This is a genomic window from Streptomyces sp. NPDC041814 (genome assembly GCF_055590565.1).
In genome coordinates this window covers 239,466-261,797 of sequence record NZ_JBVJAM010000008.1, presented here as the reverse complement: position 1 = coordinate 261,797, position 22,332 = coordinate 239,466, and the positions used below count along the sequence as shown (strand labels likewise).

The following is a 22,332-nucleotide window of genomic DNA, read 5'->3' as shown; positions in this document are numbered from 1 at the left end:
CGCCGTTCGGCTGGTTTTCCGGCAGCACGGTGTGTGTGACGCGGGTCACAAACTCGCGGGAAATAACCGGGGAGGGTTTCCCCGTTTGCACCCGTGTCCCCGCGAAACGGGGAAGCGGTCCCCGGTTGTTCGTCCGGCCGGAACCGCGCAGGGAAGAACCGGAAGACGAAGACGACCGGAAGACAAGGAGCACCGCCGTGGCCACCATCGCACCCGCGCAGCCCCGTACGCCCAGGCCGAGGGCCGACGCGCTGCGCAACCGGGAGCGGATCGTGACGGCGGCGCGCGAGATGTTCGTGGAGTTCGGGCCCGACGTGCCCCTCGACGAGGTCGCCCGCCGCGCCGGCGTCGGCAACGCGACGCTCTACCGGAACTTCCCCGACCGGGCCGCCCTCATCCACGAGGTCGTGCTCGCGGTCACCTCACGTACCACCGACCGCGCCGAGGAGGCAGCCGCCGAAGAAGCGGACCCCTTCGCCGCGCTCACCCGCTTCGTCCACGCGGCCGCCGACGAACGCATCGGGGCCCTGTGCCCCATGCTCTCCGGCGGCTTCGACAAGGACCACCCCGAACTGCTCGCCGAGCGCCGGCGCCTCGAAGAGGCCGTCGAAGGGCTCGTCGCGCGTGCCATGTCCGCGGGGCGCCTGCGCACCGACATCGCCGTCGGTGACGTACTGGTGGCCCTCTCCCAGCTCACCCGGCCGCTGCCGGGCATCGCCTGCCCGAACATCGACCGGTTCACCCACCGCCACATCCAGCTGTTCCTGGACGGACTGGAGGCCCCGGCCCGGTCCGTACTCCCCGGAACGGCGGCGACCTTGGAGGACCTGCGGCGCCGCACGTGACGTGATCCGCGCCCGCCTTTCCCCTCTTCTCTGAAGCCCGACGACTTACTCAGAAGCCCGACGACTCACCGAAGCCCGACGACTCCCCGCCGGACCTGTCCTCAGCCGTGCCCGTGACCAGCGGAACGCACGGTTCGCGATCTCTCGCGCCCTCACGCGCTCCTAGGTGGCTACTTCCATGTCAAAAACACCTGATCTCCGACTTCCCGATCCCAGTCGCTGGAAGGCCCTGGCCTTCATCGCGCTCGCGCAGCTGATGGTGGTGCTCGACGCCACCATCGTGAACATCGCGCTGCCGCACGCCCAGACCGCGCTCGGCATCACCGACGCGAACAAGCAGTGGGTCATCACCGCCTACGCCCTGGCCTTCGGCGGGCTGCTGCTCTTCGGCGGGCGCATCGCCGACCTCTGGGGCCGCAAGCGCACCTTCGTGGTCGGCCTGATCGGCTTCGCGCTGGCCTCCGCGCTCGGTGGCGCGGCGCAGAACCAGGGCATGCTGTTCGGCTCCCGCGCCCTCCAGGGCGTCTTCGGCGCGCTGCTCGCGCCGGCCGCGCTCTCGCTGCTCGCGGTGATGTTCACCGACGCCAAGGAGCGCGCCAAGGCGTTCGGCATCTACGGGGCGATCGCCGGTGGCGGTGGCGCCGTCGGCCTGATCCTCGGCGGTTTCCTGACCCAGACGCTGAACTGGCGCTGGACCTTCTTCGTCAACATCCCCTTCGCGATCGTCGCCGCGGCCGGTGCGTACTTCGTCATCCGCGAGCCCGCCGGCAGCCGCAACCGCTCGCCGCTCGACATCCCGGGCGTGGTCCTGTCCGCGCTGGGTCTGGTCTCGCTGGTCTACGGCTTCACCCGCGCCGAGTCCGCGGGCTGGTCGGACGCGCTGACCGTCGGCTCGTTCGTCGCCGCGGGCGTGCTGCTGCTGTCCTTCGTCCTCACCGAGGCCAAGGTCAAGTCGCCGCTGCTCCCGCTGCGCGTCGTGATGGACCGCAACCGCGGTGGCGTCTACCTCTCGCTGGGCCTGGCCGTCATCGCGATGTTCGGCCTGTTCCTCTTCCTCACGTACTACCTCCAGGTCGTCCAGGGCTACTCGCCGATCAAGACCGGCTTCGCCTTCATGCCGATGATCGCGGGCATGATCACCGGCTCCACGCAGATCGGCGCCCGGCTGATGACCCGGGTCCCGGCCCGCACGCTGATGGGTCCCGGCTTCCTGGTCGCCGCCGTCGGCATGCTGCTGCTCACCCAGCTGGACGTCGACTCCTCGTACGCGGCGGTCATCCTGCCCGGCCAGCTGCTGCTGGGCCTGGGCATGGGTACGGCGTTCATGCCGGCCATGTCGCTGGCCACGCACGGAGTCGAGCCGCGTGACGCGGGTGTCGCCTCGGCGATGGTCAACACCTCGCAGCAGGTCGGCGGTGCGATCGGTACGGCCCTGCTGAACACGATCGCCGCCTCGGCCGCCACGGCGTACGCCACCTCGCACGCCGCGCTCGGCGCCAAGAACCCGGAGCTGCTGAAGCTCCAGTCGATGGTGCACGGCTTCACCGGTGCCATCTGGTGGGCCGTCGGCATCCTGGTGGTGGCCTCCGCCATCGCGCTGACCTTCGTCAACGCGGGCCGTCCGACCTCTGCGGGGACCACCGGAGGCTCCGCTTCCGGTGACGCGGAGGGCGTCGAGGACGAGATCAGGGTCCCGGTCGTCGCCCACTGACCCCGGCCGCCCGCGCGGATACGTCTCTGCCCCGGTTCCCTCGTACGGAGGAACCGGGGCAGAGGTGTGTCGCGGCGGGATTCAGCGCAGCCAGGGGAGGTCGGCGTCCGCGCCCTCCGGCTGCAGCCCGGACGCCAGGACCTGCATGATCTCCCCCAGCGAGCGCACCTGGTCGGGCGTGAGGCGGTCGAACATCGCCTGGCGGACGGCCTTCACGTGGCCGGGTGCGGAGCGGCGCAGCATCGCGTGGCCCTCGTCGGTCAGGACGGCGTTCTGGCCGCGCTTGTCGGAGGGGCAGTCCTCGCGGCGGACCCAGCCGCTCTTCTCCAGCCGGGCGACCGCGTGGGAGAGGCGGGAGCGGGTGATCTTGGCGTTCCTGGCCAGTTCGGTCATCCGCATGCGGTGCCGGGGCGCCTGGGAGAGCTGGACGAGCAGGCCGTAGTAGATGTGCGGCATGCCGGCATCGGCCTGCAACTGGCGGTCGAGGTGATCCTCCAGAAGCGTGGTGGCGTGCAGATACGCGCGCCAGACGCATTGTTCTTCGTCGGTGAGCCAGAGCGGCGCACCGGTTGATGCCGTGGTCATGTACTCCACTGTACGACCTTTTCTTGAAAGTTGAACTAGATAGAGCTAAGGTCTCTGAAGGTAGGAGCTTGAAGATTAAAGAACCCTTCCTGCCGAAGCCCTCTACAGAAGAATTACCTTGAGTAGCCGCAGTTGGGGAGTGTCATGACAATCACCTCGGAGCGCATGCCCGCCCTCTACCTCTCCCACGGAGCCCCGCCGCTCGCCGACGATCCCGTCTGGCCCGGCGAGCTGGCCGCCTGGTCGGCGAAGCTGCCGCGCCCCACCGCCGTCCTCATGGTGTCCGCGCACTGGGAGGAGGCCCCGCTCGCGCTCGGCGCCACCGAGACGCTGCCCCTGGTGTACGACTTCTGGGGCTTCCCCGAGCACTACTACCAGGTCAGGTACGCCGCCCCCGGCGCTCCCCAGCTCGCCGAGAGCGTCCGCAAACTGCTGCGCGGCGCCGGTACGCCCGTCCAGGACACCCCGGACCGCGGCCTCGACCACGGCGCGTACGTACCGCTGGTCGAGATGTTCCCGGACGCCGACATCCCGGTGCTCCAGATCTCCCTGCCGACGCTCGACCCGCAGAAGCTCATGGACATCGGGCGCAAGCTGGCGCCGCTGCGCGACGAGGGCGTCCTGATCATCGGCAGCGGCTTCTTCACGCACAACCTCGCCGCCCTGCGCCACACCGGCGGCGGTGTCCCCGGCTGGTCGGCGGAGTTCGACGACTGGGGAAACCGCGCGCTCCAGGCGCAGGACATCGACGCGCTCCTGGACTTCGAGCACAAGTCCCCGGCGGGCCGTCTGGCACACCCGCGCACCGAGCACTTCGCCCCGCTCTTCGTCACCCTCGGCGCCGCCGAGCAGGAACTCGGCCAGGGGCGCAGCGTGATCGACGGCTTCTGGATGGGGCTGGCGAAGCGCTCGGTGCAGTACGGATAAGGGCTCTCAGAGCACCGGCGGGTTCAGCTCCACCGAGCGCAGCGCCGCCGCCAGGGCCGTCGCGTCACCCACGTCCAGCGCGGTGTCCGTGAACTTGATGGTGTGGTCGTCGCCGTGCGCCGCCGCCCGCGCGAACACCTCGTCGGCCGTGAGCGACGCCCCGTACCCGGCCGGGAGCACGGCGGCCTCGGCGGGGGAGTAGGCGGCGGTCACCGCCGCGCTCGCCGCCCACGCCGCCCCCACGCTCGGCGCCCACAGCTCGCGCGGCAGCGCGGGCAGCGTCCGCAGTACGGCGTTGGGCGCGGTCGCCGCGTGCACCAGCATCACCGGCGAACCGTGCCCGTACTCCGCATAGCGGTGGACAGCGGCCCCCACCAGCTCCTCAAGGCCGGCGCGCGCCTCGTCCGCGCCGGTCGCCGCCGCGCCCTCCCACTGCGGGAACCCCGTGATCCGGGCCAGCCGGGCGACGATGCCGCCGCTCTGGTCGGGCACCCGGGGCACGGCGTCCAGGGCCGCACCGGCGGTCCGGACCGGAGCGAGCGGGGTGAGTGCGGGCAGCGGCTGGTGGCGGGCGGCCCAGTAGCCCAGCGCGTGGGCCAGCTCCTTGACGCGGGGCCCGGTCTCCTCGGTCGTCAGCAGGGTGCGGACGCCGTGGCCGACCCGGATCACCGGGTGCGTGGCGCCGCCAGCGATGCCCGGGAGCAGCCGGGGCCACCACTCGGCGAGCACGTCGCGCCAGGGGCGGTCGGCGGTCTCCCGCTCGAAGTACACCGCCCAGTCGGCGATGCGGCGGGGGTCGCCCAGGGCCTCCTGCCAGTTCGCCGGGGTGACCTCGGCGAAACGGTCCGGCATGTCCTCCAGCTTTGCCCGGTAGTGGTCGAGCCAGCGGTGCACGGTGGCCGCCTGGCCGTTGCGGACCAGGGCCTCCACGGCCATGGGCGCGTGATTGGACAGCCAGCCGTCGCGCTCGGGGCCGGAGGAGTGCAGGCGCTCCAGGGCCTCGTCGAGGGTGCCGGTGCTGTCGGGGTCGGTGCGGTGCGTCGTCTCGTTCATGACAGCGACGCTAGGCACCCCGTGCGCGCCCGGTAACGGACTGCGGTCCCAAGGTCCCGGGCATGGGGCCTAGGACTCCGGACCGGGACCCGCGGGGCCGGGACGGGGACGAAGGTCCGGGCAACCGGCGACCCGTACCCGGCGTCTTCCGGGGTACGGGGATGCCGAGGGGCCCCGGAGCGACCCGGGTGCCCGGCCTGACCTGCGCGGTTGTACCCGGCTGTCGCATGCGCCCGCCCCGGTGGCGGAACAGGGTACTGCATGATCGCGAAATTGAATGCCAGGCATGGGAATTCTGTCCGGATTCCAGTCGTTGTTTCCATCGGATGCAGGGCACCCGAGAGGGTGTCGCGACCTACTCAGCAAGGGAGCACGCATGGCAACCCGTGCCGTCGCCCGTCGTTCGTCCGCCACCGGCGGGACCAACCGGGCGAGCAGTGTTCGCGCCGTGGGCGGAGAGATCGCCGATCGCGACCTGGTCGGCATGTACCTGGACGAGATAGCGCGTACGCCGCTGCTCGACGCCGCCAAGGAAGTCGACCTCTCGCAGGCGGTCGAGGCCGGTGTCTACGCACACCAGATCCTCGACGGCCAGGTGGAGAGCGACGCGGGCGGCGCCTCGCGCGAAGAGCTGGAGGCGCTGGTCGCCGAGGGCGAGCGCGCCAAGGACATATTCATCCGCTCCAACCTCCGTCTCGTCGTCGCCGTCGCCCGCCGCTATCCGCGGGCCGGGCTCCCCCTGCTCGACCTGATCCAGGAGGGCAACGCGGGCCTGGTGCGCGCGGTCGAGAAGTTCGACTACGCCAAGGGTTTCAAGTTCTCCACGTACGCCACGTGGTGGATCCGCCAGGCCATCACGCGCTCCATAGCGGACCAATCGCGCACGATCCGGCTCCCCGTCCACCTGGTGGAGGAGCTGGGCCGCATCCGCCGGGTGCAGCGCGAGTTCAACCGGGAGAACGGCCGCGACCCGGAGCACGCCGAGATCGCCGCCGAGCTGGGCTCGACGCCGGGGCGCGTCGGCGACGTCCTGGACTGGGCCCGCGACCCGGTCAGCCTCAACATGTCCGTGGACGACGAGGGCGACACGCAGTTCGGCGACCTCCTTGAGGACACCTCCGCCATCTCGCCCGAGCAGTCCGTGCTCACACTGCTGCGCAGCGAGGAGCTGGAGGAGCTGATCGGCAAGCTGGACAACCGCACCGCGTCGATCATCCGCATGCGGTACGGAATCGAGGACGGCCGCGAGCGCACGCTCACCGAGGTCGGCAAGCAGCACGGCCTCACCCGCGAGCGCATCCGCCAGATCGAGAAGCACGCGCTCCTCGAATTGAAGCGAATGGCTCACGACACGGGCTTTGACGCTGCGGCCTGAGCCCGAGTCCAGTAACCTCCGAATTGGGCCGCTTCAGCAGGCCCCCTGAGCTGAGTCCCGGCGCCCACCCCCCCCTGGCGCCGGGGCTCATCCTTTTTTCGGGCCTCTTCGGACGCGTGTCCCTCACGCTCCGCCGGACCCCGCGCGGCTGAGCCGGCCGCCCAGCTCCCTCACGTACGCCACCAACTCCGGCGGCCGGTGCACGGTGAACTCGCAGTCCACCATCGCCAGCCGCACCGCCAGCCACTCCAACTGGTCCCGCAGCACCGCCCGCAGCCGGCAGCCGCCCTCACCCTCCGGCTCCAGCGGACCGATCCGGCCGTGCAGCCGCGACGCGACGAACTCCGGCGGCGCCGCGAAGCTCACCTCCACCTCGATTTCCGGCTGCCGACGCGCCATCGAGCTGGACAGGAACTCCGCCGCGTCCCCCTCCGGCAGCTCCCTCGGCGTGAACCGGGCGCCGGTCGCGAACGGCTCGCTCACCCGGTCGACGCGGAAGGTGCGCCACGCCTCGCGCCCCAGGTCGTACGCCACCAGATACCAGCGCCACCCGGTGCTCACCAGCCGGTACGGCTCGACCTGGCGCCGCGACTCCGCGCCGTCGCCCGCCCGGTACGCGAAGCGCAGCCGCTCGTGACCGGTGACCGCCGACGCCATCACGGTCAGCGTCTGCGGATCGATGGTCGACCCGTCGCCCCTGGCCAGCGGGACCGTCGCATTCTGGAGGGTGGAGACCCGGTGGCGCAGCCGCGACGGCAGCACCTGCTCCAGCTTGGCCAGCGCCCGCACGGACGCCTCGTCCACGCCCTCGATGGCATGGCCGGCACCGGCCCGCAGGCCGACCGCGATGGCGACCGCCTCCTCGTCGTCCAGGAGCAGCGGCGGCATGGCGGCGCCCGCCACGAGCCGGTAGCCGCCGATCGAACCGCGTGAAGCCTCGACCGGATAGCCGAGGTCGCGCAGACGGTCGATGTCGCGGCGGATCGTGCGCGGGCTGACGTCGAGGCGCTCGGCGAGCTCGCTGCCCGGCCACTCGCGCGGTGTCTGGAGCAGAGACAGCAGATTCAGGAGTCGTGCCGGGGTATCGGTCATGCCATCCAGCATGCGCGCGCATTGGGTCATGAACTGTCCTATTGGCTGTTTAGGTTCTTCCCATGACTTCCTCCGCACCACTGCCGTCCCCCGCGGCACCTTCGGACCGACGCCGATGGTTCGCCCTGGCCATCGTGATGACCGCGGCCTTCATGGACCTCGTCGACGTCACGATCGTCAACATCGCCATTCCCAGCATCGAGCGGGACACCGGCGCCTCGTTCAGCTCCATCCAGTGGATCGTCGCCGGATACGCCCTGGCCTTCGCGGCCGGGCTCATCACCGGCGGCCGGCTCGGTGACATCTACGGCCGCAAGCGGCTCTTCCTCATCGGCATAGGGGGCTTCACCCTCGCCTCCGCGCTCTGCGGCTTCGCCGCCAACCCGGAGATGCTGGTCGCCTCCCGCTTCCTCCAGGGCGGCACGGCAGCCCTGATGGTGCCGCAGGTGCTGTCGATCGTGCACGCCACCTTCCCCGCGCACGAGCGCGGCAAGGTCTTCGGCCTGTTCGGTGCGATCGTCGGCCTCGGCGCGGTCTCCGGGCCGCTGCTCGGCGCGCTGCTGACCGAGTGGAACATCGCCGGTCTCGAATGGCGCCCGATCTTCCTGATCAACCTGCCGGTCGGCATCCTCGGCCTGGTCCTGGGCCGCAAGTTCATCACCGAGTCCAAGTCGCCCAGGGCGCTGCGCCTCGACCTGGTCGGCGTCGTGCTCGTCACGCTCGGCATGCTGATGCTGATCTACCCGCTGACCCGGGGCCGGGAGCTGGGCTGGCCGCTGTGGGGCTACCTGTCGATGGCCGGGAGCGTCCTCGTCTTCCTCGTCCTCGTGCTCTTTGAGCGCGCCAAGGCCGGCCGGGACGGGTCGCCGCTGATCGAGCTGTCGCTGTTCCGGGTGCGCAGCTTCGCCGCCGGGACCGCCGTGCAGCTGACCTTCGGCATCGGGCTCGGCATCTTCTTCCTGGTCTGGACGCTGTACATGCAGATGGGCCTCGGCTGGAGCGCGCTGCGGGCCGGCCTGACCGGTGTCCCGTTCTCCGTCTCCGTGTCGGTGGCCGCCGGTCTCTCCGTACAGAAGCTGGTGCCCCGCTTCGGCCGCAAGGTCCTCCAGACGGGCGCCCTGCTCATGGCGGCCGGGCTGCTCCTCTACATCTGGGAGTCGGACCACTACGGCATGGACATCACGCCCTGGCAGATGGCGCTGCCGCTGGTCGTCATGGGCGTCGGCATGGGCCTGATCGTGGCTCCGCTGGCCGACGCGGTGCTGTCCGAGGTGCCGAAGGAGCACTCCGGTTCGGCGTCCGGGCTGTTCAACACCGTGCAGCAGATGGGCAACGCGCTGGGCCTCGGGCTGGTCTCGGTCGTCTTCTACGGGGCGATCGGTGACCGGCTCACCCCGGAGCAGGTGGGCCCGGCGTTCGCGGACGCCTTCGAGCAGTCGCTGTGGTGGGTGGCCGGTGTGCTGCTGCTGATCTTCGTGGTGATGTTCGCCCTGCCGGCCAGGCCGAAGCAGCACGTCGAGGGCGCGGCGGAGGACGAGCCCGTCGCGACGGAGCCCGCCAAGGAGCCGGCGCTCACGCACTGAGCCGACGGCGTACGGAGCGGAGCCACCGGTGCCCGCGTCCCCACGGGGGGATGCGGGCACCGGCATGCGGCAGGCGTTCAGCAGATGCGCGTACGGGCTTCCATCGCGCAGCGCGCCGTCGCCTCGTCGCCGTACACCTCGCACATGTGGCGGCCGTCCGGAGTCGCCGTGTGCTCGACCTCCCACAGGCTCGTCTCGCTGCCGTCGAGGAGCAGGAACGCGTGCTCGTACAGCGTGAAACCGGCGTCCCGGCCCTCCACGCGGCACTGCCGGCCGAAGACCTGAGTGATGTGGTGCGCGAAGGCGGCCCGGAGCAGACGGGCGGTCTCCTCGCCCGGCACGTCGCCGTTCTCCGCGCGGCGCAGCACCCGGCGGGCGTGGTCCGCGGAGTTGTCCGGCGCGTACATCCGGGGATGCGGGGCGGGGGGAGCGGCCAGCAGTGCCGACATGAGCTCCAGGTCGGCCCGGGCCCCCTCGTCGTCGCAGAAGTCGGGGACGTCCCACAGGCTGCCGGTCAGCCGGGCGGCGGCGATGTGGGCATCGGCCTCGTCGTCGTACAGCTCGTGCTGCCGGGTGTCGGGATGGCCGTCCCCGCGCGGACCGCTGTGCACCAGCTCCCACAGCGTCAGCGCGGAGCCGTCGCTCAGCAGATACGCATGGCGATAGGTCTCGCGGTGCAGGGTGGCGCTGTGGTGCGAGGAGTGCAGGGAGCTGCTGTGGGCCAATGCGGAGCCCAGCCGCTCCACCGTGCTGTCGGGGAGGTCGAACGAATTGAGAGCCCGACGCAGGATTCGCTCAAGGTGCTGCTCGGTCGTCTCGTACGGATCGCTCAAGGTGCTGTCTCCAGGCCGTCGCCGCGTGTGACTCGATGCGTGCATAACGTAGCCCCTGGGGCTGACATCGGGACCGGGGTTCAGAAAAACGCATGGGGCGCACGGAAGGTTCCGCGCACGCGGCCCGGACCTCCTCACGCGGGCGGGACCGGCCCGTAGAGGTCGCCGTACGACGGGAAAGTGCCCCCGCCGTCACGGCCCTCGACGCCCTTCGCGGCCCGGACCGCCTTCACGATGGCCCGGGCCACCGCGTCCGCGGCCGCCGCGAGGAGGGGGTTGAGCGCGACCGGATCCTGCGCGTCCAGGTCCCGCCGGCCGGTGGCGAGCGCGAACACGGTGTCCCCGTCGGTCATCAGGTGCACGGGCCGGATGGCGCGAGCCAGCCCGTCGTGCGCGGTGCCCGCCAGCTTCTGCGCCTGGGCGCGGGTGAGGGCGGCATCGGTGGCGACGACCGCGAGCGTGGTGTTGAGCGGAGGGCGCGCATCCGCCCCGCGCGCCTGCGCCAGGTGCCGTCCCGCCGCCTCGTGGACCTCGGCCGGCGGGGCGACGGCCGGCTCCTCGCCGCCGTACTCCCCGAACAGCACGCCCGTACGGGGATCGAGCACCGAGCCCGCCGCGTTGACCACGACGAGCGCGCCGACGGTGAGCCCGGACGGCAGCAGGACGCTCGCGGTCCCCACCCCGCCCTTGAGCTGCCCGGCCACCGCCCCCGTGCCCGCGCCGACGCACCCTTCGGCGACCGCGGCGCCCTCCGCCGCGCGGGCGGCGTCCGCCACGGCCGCCCGGCCCGTCGCCGCGTCCGGCCTGGCCCGCCAGTCGCCGCCCCGCCCCAGGTCGAACACGCAGGCGGCCGGGACCACGGGGACCACCTGGGCCGGATCGGCGCCCACCCGCACCCCGCGCCCCCGCTCCTCCAGCCAGGCCATCACCCCGGACGCCGCGTCGAGCCCGTACGCGCTGCCGCCGGTGAGCACGACCGCGTCGATGCGCTGGACCAGGTTGCGCGGATCCAGCGCGTCCGTCTCCCGCGTCCCCGGTCCGCCCCCACGCACATCGACCGCGGCAACCACCCCGCCCTCGGGCGCGAGCACCACGGTGACCCCGGTGAGAGCACCCTTCCCGGGAACCTGGGCGTGCCCGACGCGCAGCCCGGCGACATCGGTGAGGGCGTCCTGACGGGTCATGAGGGCTCCTTCGGGGCGGGGGCGGGGCGGCCAACGTACCGCCGAGGGGGCGTTGCGGCTTCGAGGGCTTCCCCGGGGCCCCGCCCCCCGCCCCCCCCGCCCCCCGCCCCCCGCCCCTCCCCGCCCTCCCGCGACTCGCTCACCCCCTGGCTCCATAAAACAGGCCCAATCGCCCTATACCGACCTACCGTGGCACCGTGACCGAGCCACCTGAAGCCGCAGGCGCAGCCGCGCAGCCCGCACCCGGGGGTCGTACCGGGGCCGTCGACGGGGCCGGCGGTACGTCGGTACCGGGCGGGTCCGGGCGGGCCGGGGGGCTCGTTCCCCGGTCCGTCACCGCGCGGGCGACCGCGGCGGGCGTCATCGTCTCCCTTCTGCTCGTCGTGGCCATCGTGCTCGGCAGCAGATTCCTGGAGCATTTCGACTCCGCGCTGCTGCCGTACGCCGTCGCCACGGTGTTCCTGGCCTTCGGCGTCGCGTACCGGTACACCGTGTGGGTCTCCGCCCCCGGCGCCAAGCGGCTGTTCAAGAAGGGCTGGGGGAGCCTCTTCTCGGTGGACAACTTCCGCCGCGCCCCCACCGCCCTGCCGAAGATGATCGCCACCTACCTCGGCTTCCAGAAGTTCCTCGGCGCCCGCTCGCACGCCCGCTGGGCCGCCCACCAGCTGATCTTCTGGGGCTGCGTCCTCGCCGCCCTGATCACCTTCCCGCTGACCTGGGGCTGGTTCACCTTCACCTCGGGCACCGGCTCCGGACCCGGCTACGAGATGCGCATCTGGGGCTTCAAGATCCTCGGGTTCGACTCCCTCGACTTCCTCGGCTGGCTGATGTTCCACGGCCTGGACATCGCCGCCGTCCTCGTCATCCCCGGCGCCTCCTACTTCCTGTGGCGGCGGATGAAGGACCGGGCCGCCATCACCGGCCAGCGCTTCGCCTACGACCTGGTGCCGCTGATCGCCCTCATCGTCATCTCCGTGACCGGGCTGCTGCTCACCTTCTCCTCGATCTTCCTGCACGGCGGCGGCTACGAGTTCCTGGCGATCCTCCACATGGTCGCGGTGGTCTTCACCCTCATCTACATCCCGTTCGGGAAGTTCTTCCACATCGTCCAGCGGCCCGCCGCCGTCGGCATGCAGCTGTTCAAGTACACCGGCCGGCAGGACGAGGAGGTCTTCGCCTGCCGCCGCTGCGAGGAACCGATCGACACCGCCCCGTACGTCGACAACCTTCGCGGCACCATGCGCGACCTCAGCCTCGGTTTCGACGAGTGGGCCGAATACTGCCCGCGCTGTAAGCGGGTGCTGCGAGGCAGCGCCTACCTCTCCCAGGTGAAGAAGGGCTTCAATTGACCGCGGACTCGCGAACGCCCGAACCGCATGCGGTCGTTCCCATCGATCCCTCCCTCGCACCTCCGGGCACCCGCGCCTTCCGCGACGCGGGCGGCATCCCCGCCGACCGGTGGCACGCCGACCAGAACGGCGAGACCCTCGTCCCCACCCACTGCTGCTTCTGCGGAGTCCAGTGCGGCATGTATCTGCGCGTCGACCGCGGCGGCAAGGTCTTCGGCGTCGAACCCCGCAACCACGACATCAACCGCATGCGCCTGTGCCCCAAGGGCATCAACGCCTACCAGCAGATCAACCACCCCGACCGGCTCACCGCCCCCCTGATGCGCCGCTCCCGCGACGAGGACTTCCGCGAGGTCTCCTGGGACGAGGCGCTCGACTTCACCGTCGCCGAGATCCGGCGCATCCAGCAGGCGTACGGGAACGACGCCTTCGGGCTGCTCGGCGGAGCGAGCCTGTTCTCCGAGAAGACCTACCTGGTCGGCAAGTTCGCCCGGGTCGCCCTCAGGACCCGGCACGTCGACTACAACGGCCGGCTCTGCATGGTGAGCGCGGCCGGCGCCAACAAGCTCGCCTTCAACATCGACCGGGCCGGCAACCCCTTCTCGGACATCCTCCTCACCGACTGCCTGCTCATCGCCGGCTCCAACGTCGGCGAGTGCTTCCCCGTCATGACCCAGTACGTGTGGGGAGCCCGGGACCGGGGTGCCAGCCTCATCGTGGTCGACCCCCGCGAGACGGCCATCGCCCGGACCGCCGACATCCACGTCGCCCTCAAGCCCGGCACCGACTCGGCGTTCTTCAACTCCGTGCTGAACGTCGTCATCGAGGAGGGCCTCACCGACGAGGCGTACCTCGCCGCCCACGCCACCGGCTGGGAGGAGGTCAAGGCCAAGGTCGCCGAATACCCGCCGTCCCGTGCCGCCGAGATCTGCGGCATCCCCGCCGAACAGATCGTCCAGGTCGCCCGCACCTTCGCCCGCGCCCCGAAGGCCATGGCCTGGCACGCCCGGGGCATCGAACACCACTCGCAGGGCGTCGAGAACTGCCTCACCGTGATCAACCTCTGCACCGCCACCGGCCACATCGGCAAACCCGGCGCCGGCTACGGCACCATCACCGGCCAGGGCAACGGGCAGGGCGGCCGCGAACACGGCCAGAAGTCCGACCTCCTTCCCGGCGGACGCTCCATCAACAACGCGGAGCACCGCCGTCAGATCTGCGAGATCTGGGGCATCGAGGAGTCCGAACTCCCGCCCGCCGGAACGTCGATGATGGAAATGGTCTGGCAGATGCAACGCCGCGAGATCCGCGGTCTGATCGGCATCTGCAACAACCCCTTCGTCTCCCTGCCCAACTACAAGGTGGTCAAGGAGGGGTACGACGCCACAGAGTTCCACGCCCAATTCGACTTCTTCCTTTCCGAGACCGCCGCCAACGCGCACGTCGTCTTCCCCGTCACCACCTGGGCCGAGGACGACGGCGTCATGGCCAACGCCGAAGCCCGGGTGGTCAAGCACAACAAGGCCCAGGACCCGCCCCCAGGAGTCCGGACGGACACCTGGGTCATGTGTGAACTCGCCCGCCGGCTCGGGGCCGGCGACAAGTTCGCCTTCGAGAACTCGCGCCAGGTCTTCGACGAGCTGCGGATCGCCTCCGCCGGCACCGTCAACGACTACTACGGCATCACCTACGAGCGGCTGGAGGAGACCGGCGGCATCTCCTGGCCCTGCCCGTCCACCGACCACCCCGGTACCCCCCGGCTCTTCGAGGACGGCAGGACCTACCACCCCGACGGCAAGATCCACCTCCAAGTGGTCGAGTGGCACCCGCCGATGGATCCGTACGACGACGAGCACCCCATGACGCTCACCACCGGACGCACCGTCGCCCACTTCCTCTCCGGCAACCAGACCCGCAGGCTCGGCGGCCTGGTCGAGCAGACCCCCCGCCCCTGGGCCGAGGTCCACCCCTCCCACGGCTTCCGCAACGGTGAACCGGTCCGCGTCGTCACCCGGCGCGGCAGCGAGGTCTTCCCCGCCCTGGTCACCGAGGCGATCCGCCCCGACACCGTCTTCATCCCGTACCACTGGCCGGTCCCCACCGCCGCCAACGCGCTCACCATCGACGCCCTCGACCCCCGTTCCAAGATCCCCGAGTACAAGGTGTGCGCCTGCCGCATCGAGCACGCCGAGCGGATCGACGAGGTCCCCGCGCCCCCGGTCGCCCCCGGCCACGTCGCCTACCCGGAGGCCCAGGTCTCCCGCACCGACCCGCTGCCGCCCACGTCCCCGCAGGGCCGCGGCACCTCGGAGAGGAGCTGATGCCCGCATGATGGGCCGAACGATCTTCATCGACCCGGGCCGCTGCATCGGCTGCCAGGCGTGTGTCTCCGCCTGCCGCGAATGCGACTCGCACCGCGGCAAGTCCATGATCCACCTCGACTACACCGACGAGGGCCAGTCCGTCGCCTCCCTTCCCACCGTCTGCATGCACTGCGAGGACCCCGTCGCCCCGTGCGCCGAGGTGTGCCCCGCCGACGCGATCCTGGTGACCGCCGACGGCGTCGTGCAGCAGGCCGACACCACCCGCTGCATCGGCTGCGCCAACTGCGTCAACGCCTGCCCCTTCGGCGTACCGAAGATCGACCTCCAGGCGAAGCTGCAGATGAAGTGCAACCTCTGCTACGACCGCACCGCCTACGGCCTCGCCCCCATGTGCGCCACGGTCTGCCCGACCGGAGCGCTCTTCTACGGCACCGTTGAGGAGCTCCAGGCCGAACGGCCCGGTGTCCAGGTCGCCGACTCCTTCGTCTTCGGCGAGAGCGAGGTCCGCACCGGCGTCGCGATGGTCGTGCCCGCCGACCGGGTGCAGTGGCCGGTCCCCGGCGGCCTGCCCGTCGTGGAGATCAACGGGAAGGACGTCCGACGGTGACCGAGACCGACTACCCGCCCCCCGGGGACCCGAAGCAGCCCCCGCCCCGCGACCCCGGCAGCACGCCGCCCGGCGCCCCCGGGCAGCCGTCCTCCGGCGACCCCCGCGAGGCCCTGCACGACCGGATCGCCGCCGACGCCCTCACCACCCGGCGCGACTACCTGCGCATCGTCGCGACCGTGTCCGGTGGGCTCGCCATCGGCGGTCTCGGCGTCGCCGGCGGCATCCTGCCCCGCCACGGCGACCCCGACGACGGCAAGGCCCCCGCCCCCAAGAAGATCGCCGCCCAGCTCCTTCCCGGCGAGTCCATCGCCTTCGACTACCCCGACGAAGAGGACCGCGCGGTCGCCGTCCGGCTCAACGACGGCACACTCGTCGGCTACTCCGCCATCTGCACCCACCTCGCCTGCGGGGTCCTCTGGCGCAAGGACCGGGGCACCGAGGGCGAGCTGTACTGCCCCTGCCACGAAGGCGTCTTCGACGCCCGCAGCGGCGAGGTCACCGCCGGACCACCGCCCCGGGGGCTGCCCAAGGTGGTGCTCACCGAGGAGACCGACGGCAGCATCTGGGCCGTCGGCACCACCCGCTCCGGCGAGAGCATCGAGCACGGGCTGTGCCGCCAGTTCGGCGAGGACCGCCCCGACCTGGCCTCCCGCCTCGGCTGCCCCGGCGTTCGCGACGGCGCCGAAGCACCCGCCGCCCCCGGCGGGACCGGCCGCACGGTGGCCCCCGGACCGGTCGCCACCGGCCCGGCCCGTACGCGCACCGGACCAGGCGCGTCCGACACCCCCGGGAGCCCGTCATGAGCGACGACCACCGGCCCCCCGGGACCCCGGGCCCGCAGCCCGCCCCCGACCCGCTGACCCCCGGCCCCCCGCCGCGCCCCGGCCCGCACTACCCCGAGTACCACCCCGGCAGCGCGCGGGCCGAACTCAACAGGCCCGTCCACGAGCGCTATCCGCAGATCCGGCCCACCAGCGGCTACGGCGACCCCCGCGTTCGCCACACCGGGCCCGGGCCCGGTGCCGGCACCGACCAGGAGCCCGAGCGGTCCTCCAAGCTCACCGCACGCCTCGTGCTGGCCATGTCCGTCGTCATCGGGCAGCTGTGGGGCCTGACGGTCATCGTGGACGAGTGGATGGAGGGCAACTCCGGCACCGCGTGGTGGGGCGCCGGCTTCCTCTGCCTGTCGTTCCTCGTCGTCCTCGGGCTCTGGCTGCTCGACCCCAAGGACCGCTGACCCGCCGACCGGGGCGGGGCGGCCGTACCCTGGAGGCATGAGTACCGCCCCCGCCCCCGGACCGCGAGACGCGGAGCCCACCACGCCGGACCGGCCCAGGCCCAGGCCGGCGCTGATCTTCGACGATCCGCTGGACCAGCAGTCGGCGGACGACACGGACCAGGGGTGGGGCGAGCGGGCCCCGTCCGGCGGCAGCGCCGCGGACCTCGCACGCTTCCTGGACGAGAAGCCCCCGCACCACATCTGAGGCCGGGCGGCGACCCAGCGGCCTGCCGCCCGGGCCGCACGGCTCAGCACAGGACCACCGCGAAACCGCCGGAGATCCCCGCCCCCGCCAGGCCCGCCGCCGTCGCCCTGGGCACCGCCAGCACGATCAGCGCACCCTCGCCCGACGGCCCCCCGGCGTCCGCCGACGGCACCCGCTCCACGCGCGCGCCCCTCGCCACCACCCGGGCCTCCGCCGCCCCGGGCTGCCCCGACGCGACCACGTCCACCCGGTCGCCGGGCCGCAACAGCCGCACGGTCTCCGCGTCCGCGATCCGTACCGGCGCGGACACCAGGCGTACCGCAGGCGAAGCCCGCTCCCGGGACACCGCCCGCGCCGTATCACCGCCCTGCCCGCCCCCGCCGCCCCCGGCCAGTCCGGAGACGGCCAGCGCGGCCGCCGTGAGCGCCAGGCCCGCCGCCATCGACCGGCGCTGCCGCCACACCGCGCGGCGCAGCCGATGGCCGGCGCCCCCGCGCACCCGTAGCGGAGGAAACGCGGGCACCCCGCACGGCGGGGGAGCGGGCAACGGCCCCGGCGGCCCGCCCGCGTACGGAGCGGGGAAAGGGGCCCGGGGGAAGGAGGGGGAACCGGACGAGCGCATCGCGAACACCGCCTGCGTCAGAGGCCGATGGGGCAGGCCGGCCACCGGAACCCCTGAGGTCCCGGCCGCCGGACAGCCCTCACGATCCACCAGCTCCCCGAATTCCGCCGGAGCCTGTGGACCGCCCACAGCATGTGGAAAACTCCGTCACCCGCAGGCGGGAACGCGGGCAGCGGGAACGGCCCCTACGGCAGCACGATCCCCGTGTCCAGCCCGTCCAGCGCATGCCCGCACGGGCAGCCCCGGTCCTCCGTCGCCGGCAGCGCCGCCACCGCGTCGAAGAGGACCGAACGCAGCCGGTCCACATTGGCGGCGAAGACCTTCAGCACCTCCTCGTGGGAGACGCCCTCGCCCGCCTCGGCGCCCGCGTCCAGGTCCGTGACCAGGGTCATCGTGGTGTAACAGAGGCCCAGTTCGCGGGCGAGCACCGCCTCCGGGTGCCCGGTCATGCCGACCACGGACCAGCCCATCGCCGCGTGCCAGCGCGATTCGGCGCGGGTCGAGAAGCGCGGGCCCTCGACCACCACCAGCGTTCCGCCGTCCACCGCGTCCCAGTCCCGGCCCCGCGCGGCCGCGAGCGCCACCTTGCGGCCCTCGGGGCAGTACGGGTCGGCGAAGCCCAGGTGCACCACGTTCGGCAGGACTCCGTCGGCCCGGGTCTCACCGTCGTAATAGGTCTGCACGCGGGTCTTCGTCCGGTCCACCAGCTGGTCCGGCACGATCAGCGTGCCCGGGCCGTACTCCGGGCGCAGGCCGCCCACCGCGCACGGGCCCAGCACCTGGCGCACGCCCACCGAGCGCAGCGCCCACAGGTTGGCGCGGTAGTTGATGCGGTGCGGGGGGACGTGGTGGCCCCGGCCGTGCCGGGGGAGGAAGGCGACCCTGCGGCCGCCGGTCTCGCCGATGAAGACGGAGTCGCTGGGGTCTCCGTAAGGGGTTTCCACGCGGACCTCGGTGACGTCCTCCAGGAAGGAGTACAGCCCCGAGCCGCCGATCACGCCGATCTCTGCGTTCGCCATGCGGTCACCCTAGGCGCCGGGCCCGCGGCCCCCTCAGGCGGGCGGGAGGACGCGAAAGCCCCGCCGAGCGGAACGGCGGGGCTTCGTGAAGGCTGTGGAGCCGGCTGCTCAGGCGGCCGACGTACCGCTCGTCGAGGAAGAGGACGAGGAGGACGACGCGGACGCCGGGGCGGCCGACGACTTCGTCTCGGACGACGTCGAGGAGCTGGTGGCGGACGATCCGGAACCGGAGGTCTTCGAGGCCGAGGCCGGCGTGCTGCTCGACGAGGAGCCGCGGCTGTCGTTCCGGTAGAAGCCGGAACCCTTGAAGACGATGCCGACCGCCGAGAACACCTTCTTCAGGCGTCCGTCGCAGTTCGGGCACACCGTGAGGGCGTCATCGGTGAACTTCTGCACCGCTTCGAGGCCCTCGCCACACTCGGTGCACTGGTACTGGTAGGTCGGCACTTTGTTCCTCCTGGCACTCTGACTCGATGAGTGCTAACGACGCTCCATAGTGACGTATTCCGCTGGATCAGTCCACCGTGACCGGCCCGCGGTGACCGATACCACGCGCCACGGTCCGCCCCGCACCGGCCGGCAGGAGCCTCGAACGCAGCGTCAGCAGGGTCGCCAGGGCGAGCACCGTACCCACCAGCGGGACCAGGAAACCGGCGCTCGCGCCGTGCCCGTCAGCGAGCCGGCCGGCCACCGTCACCGCGGCGGCCTGGCCCAGCGCCACCGCGCCCGTCAGCCAGGTGAACGCCTCGGTCCGCGCCGAGCCGGGCACCAGCGCCTCGACCAGCGTGTAGCCGCTGATCAGGGCCGGAGCGATGCAGAGCCCGACCAGCAGGCCGAGCCCGGCGAGCAGCGGCGCCGAGTGGACGGCCCACAGGCCCGAAGCGGTCAGGGCCAGCGCTGTGTAGCCGACGAGCAGGCGGCGACGGGGGCCGGACTTCCAGGCGATGGCCCCGCAGGCGATCCCGGCCAGCATGTTGCCGGCGGCGAAGATCCCGTACAGCACGCCGTTGGCGCCCGGGTTGCCGATCTCCTCGGCGAACGCGGTCAGCGAGACCTGCATGCCGCCGAAGACCGAGCCGATGCCGAGGAAGGCGACCGCCAGCACCCGCACACCGGGGACGGACAGGGCGGAGGCGTGCCGCTCGGCGCCGGGGAGGGCGCGGTCGCGGACCGGCGGCTGCGTGGCGCGCCGGGCGGCGAAGATCAGGCCGCCGACCAGGGTGAGCGCGGCCTCCGCGATCAGGCCGGCCGCCGGGTGCACGCCCGTGCAGAGCGCGGTGGCGATGACCGGGCCGATGACGAAGGTGAACTCGTCCGTCACCGACTCGAACGCGGCGGCCGTCGCCAGCAGCGGGGACGCCTCGCGGCTCGGTGCCGCACCGAGCATCGCCGCCCAGCGCGCCCGCACCATGGGGCCGATCTGCGGGACGGACGCGCCGGTCGGGACCGCCGCGGCGAACAGGGCCCACAGGGGTGCGTCCGCCAGGGCGAGCGTCACCAGGAGCGAGACGGAGGCGGCGTGGACCAGGACGCCGGGCAGCAGCACGGCCCGCTGGCCGAAGCGGTCGGCGAGCTTGCCGGTCTGCGGCGCGAACAGGGCCATGGAGACCCCGGTGACGGCCGCGACGGCGCCGGCACTCCCGTATGAGCCGGTGGTGTGCTGGACCAGCAGCACGATGCCGATGGTCAGCATCGCGAAGGGTTGCCGAGCGGCGAAGCCGGGAAGGACGAAGGTCCACGCCCCGGGGGTGCGCAGCAGCTGCCCGTATCCGGGGCGTTCGGAGACCGTGGACGCCACGGTCCTTGCCTTTCTGCCGCCTGGTGGCCGTGCCCCCGGGGCGGCCGGCACAGGAGTGCGGGCCCGGGCGGGCTGCCGAGAGCTGTCCTCTTCGCGCGGAACTGCGGTAGATGCCGGGCGCTCGCGGCCGGTGTGCGGGGCACAGCCGGTGCGGAGGACGCCACGACCGCCATACGGTCGCGCCAGCTCTGCGTCAGGCAGAGTTGGTCGATCATTCGGTGGTGCTGGGTTTCCTTCATGCTACAGGCAGGAGGGGCGGGGGCCCTGTGATTGTGTCCGCCCCGCCCCTTGCTGCCTGTGATCACTGTGTGTGCTCAGTGATGTGCCTTCGCGTTGCGCTTCTTGCCCTCGTCCGTTCTGCCGCCGCGCTTCTTCACCGCTTTGAGCGCCCCGGCCACCTGGGGCACGGGGGACTCCACTCCGGCGGGGTGCCCGCCGGGCGTGCCGAGCCAGCCGGCCAGCTTGCCGCCCTGGGCGACCGCGCGCAGCCGCGCCTCGGCCGCGTCGCGCACCGGGTCGGTGGCCACGACGAGCAGTTCGTCGCCGCGCCTGAGCACCGTCGACGGGGCGGGTACGAAGCTCTTGTCGTCGCGCACCACGAGGGTGACCGCGGCGCCCGCGGGCATGCGGAGTTCCCCGACCTCGACGCCGTGCATCTTCGACTCCGCGGGGATGGCCACCGACAGCAGGTGCCCGCGCAGCCGTTCCAGGGGCGCCGATTCGATGCCCAGGTCGGAGGCCTCGGACGGGTCGTCCTTGATGTCGAGGGCCTTGGCGAGCCAGGGGAGGGTCGGGCCCTGGATGAGGGTGTAGACGATGACCAGGACGAAGACGATGTTGAAGACCCGGGTGGAGCCGTCGATTCCGGACACCATGGGAATGGTCGCCAGAATGATGGGTACGGCGCCGCGCAGCCCGGCCCACGACATGAGGGCCTTCTCCTGCCAGGGCAATCGGAACGGCAGCAGCGAGATGAAGACTTCCAGCGGCCGTGCCACCACGGTCAGCACCAGGCCCACGACGACGGCGGGCCAGAAGTCGTCCAGCAGGTCGTGCGGGGTGACCAGCAGGCCGAGCAGGACGAACATGCCGATCTGGGCGAGCCAGCCGAGCCCGTCCGCGAAGCCCCGGGTCGCCGGCCAGTGCGGCAGCTTGGCGTTGCCGAGGACCATCGAGGCCAGGTAGACGGCCAGGAAGCCACTGCCGTGGAGCATGGCGCCGGCCGCGTACGCGGACACCGCGATGGCCATGACGGCGATCGGGTAGAGGCCGGAGGCGGGGAGCGCGACATGGCGCAGCCCGTACGCGCCGAGCCAGCCCACGGCGATGCCGACGGCGACGCCGATGGCCAGCTCCAGGGCTATCTCGCCGACCAGCACGTACCAGCTGTCGACCTCGCCGATGGCCGAGAAGGCGACGACGAGGATGACCACGGGGGCGTCGTTGAAGCCGGACTCGGCCTCCAGGACGCCGGTGACGCGGGCGGGCAGCGGGACCTTGCGCAGCACGGAGAAGACCGCGGCGGCGTCCGTCGAGGAGACGACCGCGCCGATGATGAGCGCCTGCCGCCACTCCAGACCGACCAGGTAGTGGGCCCCGGCCGCGGTCACGCCGACACTGATGCCGACGCCGACGAGCGACAGCACCGCGGCAGCCGGAAGCGCCGGTCTGATCTCTTTCCACTTCGTGCCGAGTCCGCCCTCGGCGAGGATCACGACGAGCGCCGCGTAGCCGATGACCTGCGTCAGTTCCGCGTTGTCGAACTTGACGTCGAAGAAGCCGTCCTGGCCCAGGGCGATGCCGATGCCGAGGTACAGGAGCAGGCTGGGGAGCCCGCTGCGGGACGAGACGCGTACCGCCACGACGGCGACGAGCAGGACGAGTGAGCAGACGAGCAGGAGTTCGTTGAGCGTGTGGACAGTCAGTGGCCGGTCCTTT

Annotated in this window: 21 protein-coding genes; 11 read left to right on the top strand and 10 right to left on the bottom strand. The window is 72.0% G+C overall.

The window, feature by feature from the left end; translation table 11 throughout:
- Positions 1 to 197: 197 nt before the first annotated feature.
- The gene (locus ACZ6C6_RS21705; RefSeq protein WP_469204907.1) at positions 198 to 845 is read left to right on the top strand and encodes a TetR/AcrR family transcriptional regulator; all 648 of its coding nucleotides are present in this window, start codon (positions 198 to 200) and stop codon (positions 843 to 845) included.
- Positions 846 to 1,023: 178 nt separating this feature from the next.
- Entirely contained in the window at positions 1,024 to 2,556 is a 1,533-nt protein-coding gene (locus ACZ6C6_RS21700) for an MFS transporter (RefSeq protein ID WP_469204906.1), read from the top strand.
- An 81-nt stretch (positions 2,557 to 2,637) separates the two neighbouring features.
- Here ACZ6C6_RS21700 and ACZ6C6_RS21695 read toward each other — a convergent pair whose 3' ends face one another.
- Positions 2,638 to 3,150, bottom strand: a complete 513-nt coding sequence (locus ACZ6C6_RS21695) for a MarR family winged helix-turn-helix transcriptional regulator (protein WP_469204905.1) — start codon at positions 3,148 to 3,150, stop codon at positions 2,638 to 2,640.
- A 135-nt stretch (positions 3,151 to 3,285) separates the two neighbouring features.
- Here ACZ6C6_RS21695 and ACZ6C6_RS21690 point away from each other — a divergent pair, with 135 nt between their 5' ends.
- Positions 3,286 to 4,068 (top strand): dioxygenase family protein, encoded by a 783-nt coding sequence (locus tag ACZ6C6_RS21690; protein WP_469204904.1) that lies wholly within the window; start codon positions 3,286 to 3,288, stop codon positions 4,066 to 4,068.
- Between the two features lie 6 nt (positions 4,069 to 4,074).
- Here the strand turns inward: ACZ6C6_RS21690 and ACZ6C6_RS21685 are convergent, their stop codons facing one another.
- Positions 4,075 to 5,121, bottom strand: a complete 1,047-nt coding sequence (locus ACZ6C6_RS21685; RefSeq protein ID WP_469204903.1) for a questin oxidase family protein — start codon at positions 5,119 to 5,121, stop codon at positions 4,075 to 4,077.
- 376 nt (positions 5,122 to 5,497) lie between these two features.
- On the opposite strand from ACZ6C6_RS21685, the gene ACZ6C6_RS21680 reads away from it, so the two are divergent.
- Positions 5,498 to 6,496 carry a sigma-70 family RNA polymerase sigma factor gene (locus ACZ6C6_RS21680; RefSeq protein ID WP_469204902.1) on the top strand — a complete coding sequence of 333 codons (999 nt, stop codon included), beginning with the start codon at positions 5,498 to 5,500 and terminating at the stop codon, positions 6,494 to 6,496.
- A 123-nt stretch (positions 6,497 to 6,619) separates the two neighbouring features.
- On the opposite strand, the gene ACZ6C6_RS21675 is transcribed toward ACZ6C6_RS21680, so the two are convergent.
- Complete coding sequence (locus ACZ6C6_RS21675; protein WP_469204901.1) at positions 6,620 to 7,588, bottom strand: helix-turn-helix transcriptional regulator; 969 nt, start codon at positions 7,586 to 7,588, stop codon at positions 6,620 to 6,622.
- 62 nt (positions 7,589 to 7,650) lie between these two features.
- Between ACZ6C6_RS21675 and ACZ6C6_RS21670 the strand changes: the two genes are divergently transcribed.
- Complete coding sequence (locus ACZ6C6_RS21670; RefSeq protein ID WP_469204900.1) at positions 7,651 to 9,171, top strand: MFS transporter; 1,521 nt, start codon at positions 7,651 to 7,653, stop codon at positions 9,169 to 9,171.
- 77 nt (positions 9,172 to 9,248) lie between these two features.
- Here ACZ6C6_RS21670 and ACZ6C6_RS21665 read toward each other — a convergent pair whose 3' ends face one another.
- Entirely contained in the window at positions 9,249 to 10,004 is a 756-nt protein-coding gene (locus ACZ6C6_RS21665) for a DUF6227 family protein (RefSeq protein WP_469204899.1), read from the bottom strand.
- A 134-nt stretch (positions 10,005 to 10,138) separates the two neighbouring features.
- On the bottom strand, positions 10,139 to 11,188 hold the full coding sequence (locus ACZ6C6_RS21660) for a P1 family peptidase (RefSeq protein WP_469204898.1): 1,050 nt from the start codon (positions 11,186 to 11,188) through the stop codon (positions 10,139 to 10,141).
- Positions 11,189 to 11,385: 197 nt separating this feature from the next.
- On the opposite strand from ACZ6C6_RS21660, the gene ACZ6C6_RS21655 reads away from it, so the two are divergent.
- From ACZ6C6_RS21655 to ACZ6C6_RS21630, 6 genes are read left to right on the top strand one after another with little or no spacing between them, the layout of a single operon-like run.
- Complete coding sequence (locus ACZ6C6_RS21655; protein WP_469204897.1) at positions 11,386 to 12,537, top strand: MFS transporter; 1,152 nt, start codon at positions 11,386 to 11,388, stop codon at positions 12,535 to 12,537.
- Positions 12,534 to 14,858, top strand: coding sequence for a molybdopterin oxidoreductase family protein (locus ACZ6C6_RS21650; protein ID WP_469204896.1), 2,325 nt, complete (start codon positions 12,534 to 12,536; stop codon positions 14,856 to 14,858). The genes ACZ6C6_RS21655 and ACZ6C6_RS21650 overlap by 4 nt, the downstream gene beginning before the upstream one ends.
- A gap of 7 nt (positions 14,859 to 14,865) precedes the next feature.
- On the top strand, positions 14,866 to 15,468 hold the full coding sequence (locus ACZ6C6_RS21645; protein WP_360861213.1) for a 4Fe-4S dicluster domain-containing protein: 603 nt from the start codon (positions 14,866 to 14,868) through the stop codon (positions 15,466 to 15,468).
- A complete protein-coding gene (locus tag ACZ6C6_RS21640; RefSeq protein WP_469204895.1) occupies positions 15,465 to 16,274 on the top strand; it encodes a QcrA and Rieske domain-containing protein in 810 nt (269 codons plus the stop codon). Before ACZ6C6_RS21645 ends, ACZ6C6_RS21640 begins: the two co-directional genes overlap by 4 nt.
- The gene (locus ACZ6C6_RS21635) at positions 16,271 to 16,708 is read left to right on the top strand and encodes a hypothetical protein (protein ID WP_469204894.1); all 438 of its coding nucleotides are present in this window, start codon (positions 16,271 to 16,273) and stop codon (positions 16,706 to 16,708) included. The genes ACZ6C6_RS21640 and ACZ6C6_RS21635 overlap by 4 nt, the downstream gene beginning before the upstream one ends.
- Positions 16,709 to 16,745: 37 nt before the next feature.
- The gene (locus ACZ6C6_RS21630) at positions 16,746 to 16,955 is read left to right on the top strand and encodes a hypothetical protein (RefSeq protein ID WP_445066461.1); all 210 of its coding nucleotides are present in this window, start codon (positions 16,746 to 16,748) and stop codon (positions 16,953 to 16,955) included.
- 43 nt (positions 16,956 to 16,998) lie between these two features.
- Here the strand turns inward: ACZ6C6_RS21630 and ACZ6C6_RS21625 are convergent, their stop codons facing one another.
- From ACZ6C6_RS21625 to ACZ6C6_RS21605, 5 genes are all read right to left on the bottom strand, one after another.
- Positions 16,999 to 17,454 (bottom strand): hypothetical protein, encoded by a 456-nt coding sequence (locus tag ACZ6C6_RS21625; protein ID WP_469204893.1) that lies wholly within the window; start codon positions 17,452 to 17,454, stop codon positions 16,999 to 17,001.
- A gap of 308 nt (positions 17,455 to 17,762) precedes the next feature.
- On the bottom strand, positions 17,763 to 18,596 hold the full coding sequence (locus ACZ6C6_RS21620; RefSeq protein ID WP_469204892.1) for an S-methyl-5'-thioadenosine phosphorylase: 834 nt from the start codon (positions 18,594 to 18,596) through the stop codon (positions 17,763 to 17,765).
- A gap of 108 nt (positions 18,597 to 18,704) precedes the next feature.
- Positions 18,705 to 19,043, bottom strand: a complete 339-nt coding sequence (locus ACZ6C6_RS21615) for an FmdB family zinc ribbon protein (protein WP_469204891.1) — start codon at positions 19,041 to 19,043, stop codon at positions 18,705 to 18,707.
- Between the two features lie 67 nt (positions 19,044 to 19,110).
- Positions 19,111 to 20,394 carry an MFS transporter gene (locus ACZ6C6_RS21610; RefSeq protein WP_469204890.1) on the bottom strand — a complete coding sequence of 428 codons (1,284 nt, stop codon included), beginning with the start codon at positions 20,392 to 20,394 and terminating at the stop codon, positions 19,111 to 19,113.
- Positions 20,395 to 20,708: 314 nt separating this feature from the next.
- Complete coding sequence (locus tag ACZ6C6_RS21605) at positions 20,709 to 22,292, bottom strand: potassium/proton antiporter (RefSeq protein ID WP_469205029.1); 1,584 nt, start codon at positions 22,290 to 22,292, stop codon at positions 20,709 to 20,711.
- Positions 22,293 to 22,332 lie beyond the last annotated feature (40 nt).